At 66.0% G+C, this 6,834-nt stretch carries 5 protein-coding genes; 3 read left to right on the top strand and 2 right to left on the bottom strand.

Features of this window, described 5'->3' with window-relative positions:
• Window positions 1-128: 128 nt before the first annotated feature.
• Complete coding sequence (locus tag E3O45_RS08340) at window positions 129-974, bottom strand: NAD(P)-dependent oxidoreductase (protein ID WP_134442979.1); 846 nt, start codon at window positions 972-974, stop codon at window positions 129-131.
• 36 nt (window positions 975-1,010) lie between these two features.
• Complete coding sequence (locus tag E3O45_RS08335; RefSeq protein ID WP_134442988.1) at window positions 1,011-2,015, bottom strand: aldo/keto reductase family protein; 1,005 nt, start codon at window positions 2,013-2,015, stop codon at window positions 1,011-1,013.
• A 138-nt stretch (window positions 2,016-2,153) separates the two neighbouring features.
• Here E3O45_RS08335 and E3O45_RS08330 point away from each other — a divergent pair, with 138 nt between their 5' ends.
• From E3O45_RS08330 to E3O45_RS08320, 3 genes are all read left to right on the top strand, one after another.
• Window positions 2,154-3,386 carry an ROK family transcriptional regulator gene (locus tag E3O45_RS08330; RefSeq protein WP_134442987.1) on the top strand — a complete coding sequence of 411 codons (1,233 nt, stop codon included), beginning with the start codon at window positions 2,154-2,156 and terminating at the stop codon, window positions 3,384-3,386.
• 22 nt (window positions 3,387-3,408) lie between these two features.
• A complete protein-coding gene (locus tag E3O45_RS08325; protein ID WP_241985281.1) occupies window positions 3,409-4,686 on the top strand; it encodes a multidrug effflux MFS transporter in 1,278 nt (425 codons plus the stop codon).
• 100 nt (window positions 4,687-4,786) lie between these two features.
• Window positions 4,787-6,472, top strand: coding sequence for an HNH endonuclease signature motif containing protein (locus E3O45_RS08320; RefSeq protein WP_134442978.1), 1,686 nt, complete (start codon window positions 4,787-4,789; stop codon window positions 6,470-6,472).
• The last annotated feature ends 362 nt before the right edge of the window (window positions 6,473-6,834 follow it).

Here is a 6,834-nt window from a genome sequence, read left to right as displayed (position 1 = left end):
GAACAGGCCATCAGAATCGCTCATAATCAATTTTCCCAGACCAACACCCCAACCCCGGGAAATCGACCGGCGTTTTAAACTTTGGTACTACTGACCCACGCTCCTAGCAAGCACGCGTCAGCGAGCGGTTACACGTGATCCCGCCAGCTGTGCTCGGGACTAAAGCCGAGCATCCGCTTCGCCTTGTCGATCGACAGCAGTGTTTCGTGTTCGGTGACCGCTTTGACGACGTCGACGTTTGGAAAGACCTCGGCCGCCAGGCTTGCACTCGAACGGCTCATCACGGTGTCGGCGGCCGCGATGATGAACGTCTCGAAGCCCGGCTGGGCCTGCTCAAGCGCCCGCAGCACGGCCTGGGCGCCGTCGCGCCCGTCGATGTAACCCCAGAGGTTCCACTTGCGCAGGGTGGCGTCGGCGTCGTAACCGGGGAAGGCCGCGTAGTCGTCTTCGTCCATGACGTTGGAGAAGCGCAGCGCCGTGATGCTGAGCAGCGGGTCCCAGCGCACGAGCTGAATGGCCATCTGCTCTTCGAGGTGCTTGACCAGTGAATACGTGCTCTCCGGGCGGGCCGGGTACGCCTCATCGACGGGAATGTACGGTGGGTCGATATCGAAGGGCAAGCCCAGGGTCGTCTCACTGGAGGCGTAGACGATCGTCTTGATGCCCGCCCGCCGCGCGGCCTGGAACACGTTGTAGGTCGCGAGCATATTGTTATGGAAGGTGGCCACGTCGGGCAAAATGCCCGGGGCCGGAATGGCGCCGAGGTGCACGAGCGCGTCGAACCCGTCGGTGCGGTCGTCGATGCCGAACATCACGTCACTCACCTGGCCGTAGTCGGTCAGGTCGATCTGGGTGAATCCGGCGCTACGCACTCCCGACTGATCAAGGTTGGTGACGGTGTGGCCCTCGCTGGTCAGGCGCGCGACGACGCTGCGTCCGAGCTTGCCACTGCCGCCGGTAACGGCGATTCTCATTAAATACTCCTTCTTTTAATGACGGATGCCGCTGGCTTACGCTTCGCGCTGCTCCGGTGAGACGGTCTTGCGCGGGTCGAACTCGGCCAGGTCGCGTACGGCGGCGTCGATTTGTGTGAACACCTCAGAGTCGAGCTGCACTCCGGCGGCCTTCACGTTGTCGGCGACCTGCTCGGGGCGGGAAGCGCCCATGATGGCGGAGGCGACGTTCTTATTCGCGAGCACCCAGGCGAGCGCGAGCTGAGCCATGGTGAGCCCGAGGTCGTCGGCGATCGGGCGCAGCTTCTGCACGGCCGTGAGAACCTCGGTGCTCATCCAGCGCTGGATCATATTGGCGCCACCCTTGGCATCCGTTGCCCGGCTGCCTTCAAGGAGCGCCTGCCCCGGCAGATACTTGCCGGTAAGCACGCCCTGCGCAACCGGGGACCAGACGATCTGGGAAACGCCGAGTTCCTCAGCGGCCGGAACCACCTCGGATTCGATCACGCGCCAGAGCATCGAATACTGCGGCTGGTTGGAGATGAGCTGAATATTCAGGTCGGCGGCGAGTTTGTGGCCGGCTCGCAGCTGCTCGGCGTTCCACTCACTCACGCCAATGTAGAGCGCCTTGCCCTGGCGCACGACGTCGGCGAAGGCCTGCATGGTCTCTTCGAGCGGGGTCTCCACGTCGTAGCGGTGCGCTTGGTAGAGGTCGACGTAGTCGGTCTGCAGCCGGGTTAGTGAGCCGTCGATCGACTCGAGGATGTGCTTGCGGGAGAGTCCGACGTCGTTGTGGCCCTTGGGGCCGGTTGGCCCGAAAACCTTGGTGAAAATCTCGAGAGATTGGCGGCGTTCGCCCTTGAGCGCGTTGCCGAGCACCTGCTCTGCCATGGTGTTGGCGTACACGTCTGCGGTGTCGAAGGAGCTGATTCCCGCGTCGAGGGCCGCGCGCACGCAGGCCGTCGCGGCGTCGTTTTCGATCTGCGAACCGTGGGTCAGCCAATTGCCGTAGGTGATTTCTGAAACTTTTAATCCACTGTTGCCGAGATACCGAAACTCCATGACGTCCCTGTCTGGCACCCGTGTCCGTCAGCGCCGTCGATGATTTGTTGACTCTGGCAACGTATCACCCCACGATGTCTATCCGGAGCGGTAACCTGAATTCTGATCGAAAAATGAGAGTCGAGAGCAGTGGACGCCATGCAGGGCACCAACCATGACGATCTGCGTCGCCGCAACCTGTCGATCATTCTGCGCCTGGTGCACCGGAGCGGGGCAGCATCGCGCGCCCAGCTCACCCGACTGACCGGCCTGAACCGGTCGACCATCGGCGCCCTGGTTGCCGAACTCGTCGAGCGCGGGTTGGTTGAGGAACGCACGCCCGACCCGACCAAACTGGCCGGTCGGCCGAGTCCGATCGTCGCGGCGAGCGACCGCGTGGTGGCCCTCGCGGTGAACCCCGAGATCGACGCGATTACCGTGGGAGTGGTCGCTCTGAGCGGCGTCGTGCACCGCCGCATCCGCTTCGCAACGTCGTCGTCGCCGACGACCGCCGAGGCCGTCGCGATCACCGCCGGCATCATCGACGATCTGCGAAACGACCTGAGCGAATATTCCATAATCGGCATAGGCGTTGCTGTGCCCGGCCTGGTGCGTGCGTTCGACGGGCTGGTGCGCCACGCCCCACACCTCGGCTGGGTCGACGAGCCGCTCGGCGACCTCCTCGCGGCGGCAACGGGCCTGCCTGTCGTCGCGGCCAACGACGCGAGCCTCGGCGTCACCGCCGAAAGCTACTTTGGCGCCGGGCAGGGTATGACCGACTTGATCTACCTCAACGGCGGATCGAGCGGAATCGGTGGCGGCCTCGTCGTCGGGGGCGTCGCGGCCGGCGGTCGAGCGGGCTACGCCGGAGAATTCGGGCACATCCGGGTCAGTGCGAGCGGGCAGAAAGACTCGGCGGGCATCGCGGGCACCCTCGAAGCGGAGGTGACCCGCGACGCCCTGCTCGAAGTGCTGGGCCTGCGCTCGAGCGAAACGGATGCCGACACCCTCGAACGCGCGCTGCTCGCCTCCGATTCCGCGGCGGTGCACGCCGAGATCGCCCGGCAGCTCGACTTTCTGGCCGTAGCCCTGGCTGGCGCGGTGAACGTGCTCAACCCGCAGCTGATCGTGCTCGGCGGCTTTCTCGCCGCGCTGCACGCAGCCGACCCCGACCGGCTCAGCCGCGCGGTCGCCGCTCTGTCACTCGGGACAGCGTTCGACGGGGTGCAGATCGCGCCCGCGCTGCTCGGCTCGAATCTGCTGTTGATCGGGGCGGCCGAACTGGCCTTCGAGGCGCTGCTGCTTGACCCGCAGCTGGATCGGGGGAATACTTTCGCGCTCCCCGCGCTTAGCGCAAGGGTGGCCGTGTCGCCCGCCAGCCATCCTCACTAAACCAACCAAGGACATCCGCTACGTGATTACCGCCAGCATCCCCGTCATCAGTGCCGCGCAACTCTCCTCGACTGCCGTGCACCCCGGGGACAAGCTGAGCCGGCGACAGCGCATCGTCTACATTCTCATTCTCGGAGCCCTCACCGCCCTGGGCCCGTTCACGATCGACCTCTACCTGCCGGCCTTCCCGACACTCGAGAGCGAATTCGGTGTCTTGCCGTCGGTCATTCAGCTCACCCTGACCGGAACCATGATTGGTTTCGGGTTCGGGCAGCTCGTCGTGGGTCCGTGGAGCGACAAGGTGGGCCGCCGGCTGCCGCTCATGCTGGCGACCGGCGTGCACATCCTCGCCTGCGTCGGTGCTGCGATGTCGAACGACATTATTGTGCTCGCGGGGTTCCGCGTGCTGCAGGGCTTTGGCGCTGCGGCCGGTGCGGTCGTGGCGATGGCCATGGTGCGCGATCTGTTCGGCGGCAAGCCGCTCGTGCGTATGCTCTCCCGGCTGGCCCTGGTCAGCGGCCTCGCGCCGGTGCTTGCGCCGGTCATCGGTTCGCAGCTTCTGCTCGTGATGAACTGGCGCGGCATCTTTTGGGTGCTCGCCGCCTACGGCGTCATCGTGATTCTGGCCGTCGCGTTCTGGATCGTGGAGACGCTGCCCGAGAGCGAGCGCAACGTGAAGGGGCACAACACCCTGCCGCAGCGCTACAAAGCGGTGCTGAGCGACCGCACCTTCGTCGGCGTCGCGATCATCGGGGCGATGACCTTCACTGGGCTGTTCTCCTACCTCTCGGCGTCGCCGTTTCTCTTTCAGGATGTCTACCGGTTCAGTCCGCAGGAATACGGCCTGCTCTTTGCCGTGAACTCGCTCGGTGTCGTCACCGGTGTGCAGTTGAGCTCGCGGCTGATGCACCGATTCAACATTGGGCCGCAGTGGATTTTGTCGGTCTCTACCGTTGTGCTGCTGCTCACCGCTGGGGCGATCGTGCTTCTGGACGTTGCTGGCATGGGACTTTGGGGCACTCTGGTTCCGCTGTGGTTCTTCATCGCCGCCTGCGGCTTCACTTTGCCGAGCGTTCAGGTCATTGCCCTCAACGCGCACGGGCATGAGGCCGGAACCGCGGCGTCGCTGCTTGGTGCGGCGAACTTCGGTGTGGCCGGCCTGATCTCGCCGATTGTGGGACTGCTGGGAGTGGGAACGTCGATACCGATGGCATCCGTTATGGGAGTCGCCGCGGTGGTGTCGCTGCTCTCCCTCTGGCTAATCGTGCGCCCGCGCAGCGTTCCGGCGCTCGAGCGCTGACTTTCTCCGGAGCTTCTCCACAGGAGATAGGTTCGATTCGTTATCCACTGATAATGAGCTTTTCTCGTGGTTTCGGGGAGAGCGGTGGGAGAATTGGGGTATGCACAACCTCGCTGATGAGCTTCGCCAGGCGGCCGATCGGGTCGCCGCTCTGGGCGATTGCAGCGCGGCGTTTGATGCTTTGGGCGAGGCCGATGTGCTGGCCGGGCAGCGGTCACTGGCTGAGGCCCGGCGATTGCTCGACGTGTTTGCGGCGTGGATGGCCGGTACGGTCGCGCGCCGGTCCCGGCCCGAGCTGGGAAGCGAGGGTTTGGCTGCGCGGCAGGGGTTCGCGACGCCGGTGGCAATGGTGCAACACGTCAATGGCTCCAGCCGGGGGGAGGCGGAGAAGCTGGTCGCCTCGGGCATTTTGATGGGTGAAACGGATGCTGCCGAAAAGTTTTCGGCGGAAGGCGATGACGACGGTGCGGGTGGCATCGATGCCGGTGCACTGGTGGGCCGGCCGGTAGTGCCGTGGCAGGCGCCGATCGTGCATGCCGTTGCCGCCGGCACCCTCACGGTGGATCAGGCCGATGCGCTGCGCCGAGGTTTGGGCGAGATTGACCTGGCCGTGTCTGCCGATATTTTGCGCGCCGCGCTTACGGCGCTGGTGCCGGAGGTGACCGGGCTCAACGTTGAGCAGGTCTTCCGCCGGGCTCGCAGGTTGCGGGACCAGCTCGACGAGGCTGGCATTCGGGCTCGGGAGAAGCAGGCCCGCGACGATACCAAGTTCAAGCTGTTCCGCCGCCAGGACGGCATGGTCGTGCTCAGCGGGCTGTTCGCCCCCGAACAGGGCGAGTACTGGCTCAGTGCCTACGACTGCCTCACCAGCCCGCGCCAGCGCGGAGGCGTGCGCTTCGTAGATCCGGAGCAGGAGGCCTGGGCGGACCGGGTACGGAACGACCCGCGTACCGTGGACCAGATCGCCGCGGACTCCTTCACTGCGCTGCTCAAGACCGGCACCGACGCAGACCCCACCAAAATGTATGGCGGACGCCAGCCGGCGGTGCGGATCATCGTCACCCAGGCCGACCTTCAGCGAGCCGGACTCGTGCCGGCCGACGTCGCTGAAGCCCGGAACGAGATCACCGGGCAATCCGGCCTGAGCGAGCAGAGCGGCCTGAGCGAGCAGAGCGGCCTGAGCGAGCAGGCCGGCCTGAGCGAGCAGGCCGGGCATGCCGGGCAGACCGGGCAGACCGGGCAGGCCGGGCAGAGCGAGCAGGCCGGGCAGAGCGGGCAGAGCGGCCTGAGCGAGCAGACCGGGCAGAGCGGGCGGGTGGGGCATGGATTCCTTGAGGGCAACCCCGCCCCGATCTCCCTCGAAACGGTGCAACGGTTTCTCTGCAACACCGGCCAGCTGCGGCTGTTGGTAGACGAGGCGGGGCATCCGCTGAAATTGGGCCGCACCATGCGAACTTTCAGTGAGGCGCAGCGCGTGGCCATGGGCGTACGTGACGGCGGCTGCATGTTTCCGGGCTGCGACATGCCACCCTCCCGAACGGAGGCGCACCACGCCGACCAGTGGGTGCGCGACACTGGCGCGACCGACATCGACCTGGGGCTGTTGCTCTGCGGCCCCTGCCACCGCCGACTTCACCGGGAAGGCTGGCGGGTGATTGGCGAGCCGGGGGAGTTCTGGCTGCAACCACCCGCGAGCATCGACCCGACGCAGACGCTGATTCCGCTGGCCAGTAAGAGCCCGCTCATGCTCGAACTCAAGCGGAAGCAGGACGCCGAAGCCAACTGAACCCAGCAACGCGGATCAGGGAACGCGCCGCGGTGCGAATTGTTGGGTCTGAGCGGGTGCGGACCAGGCTGACGTGACCAGGCTGACGTGACCAGGCTGACGGGACCAGGCTGACGGGACCAGGCTGACGGGACCAGGCTGACGGGACCAGGCTCTGCGGGCGCACCTTACGGTCGCGGGCCCATGATCTAACCTGGGCCCGCGTTCCGGGCCCGGGCCCGGTGCAGGTGCGGGGGTGCACATCCGGGTTCACATTCGGGGGAGCGGATGGCGCGGGTCCGGCCCGGCGGGGAGCGCGCCCAAGATTTGCGGGAGCACGCGGGCGGGGCCCACCTTACGGTCGCGGGCCCATGATCTAACCT

Source organism: Cryobacterium sp. TMS1-20-1, from assembly GCF_004402355.1.
Taxonomy (GTDB): Bacteria; Actinomycetota; Actinomycetes; order Actinomycetales; family Microbacteriaceae; genus Cryobacterium; species Cryobacterium levicorallinum.
The sequence above is the reverse complement of the archived record's forward strand: the minus strand, read 5'-3'. Positions and strand labels throughout refer to the sequence as shown.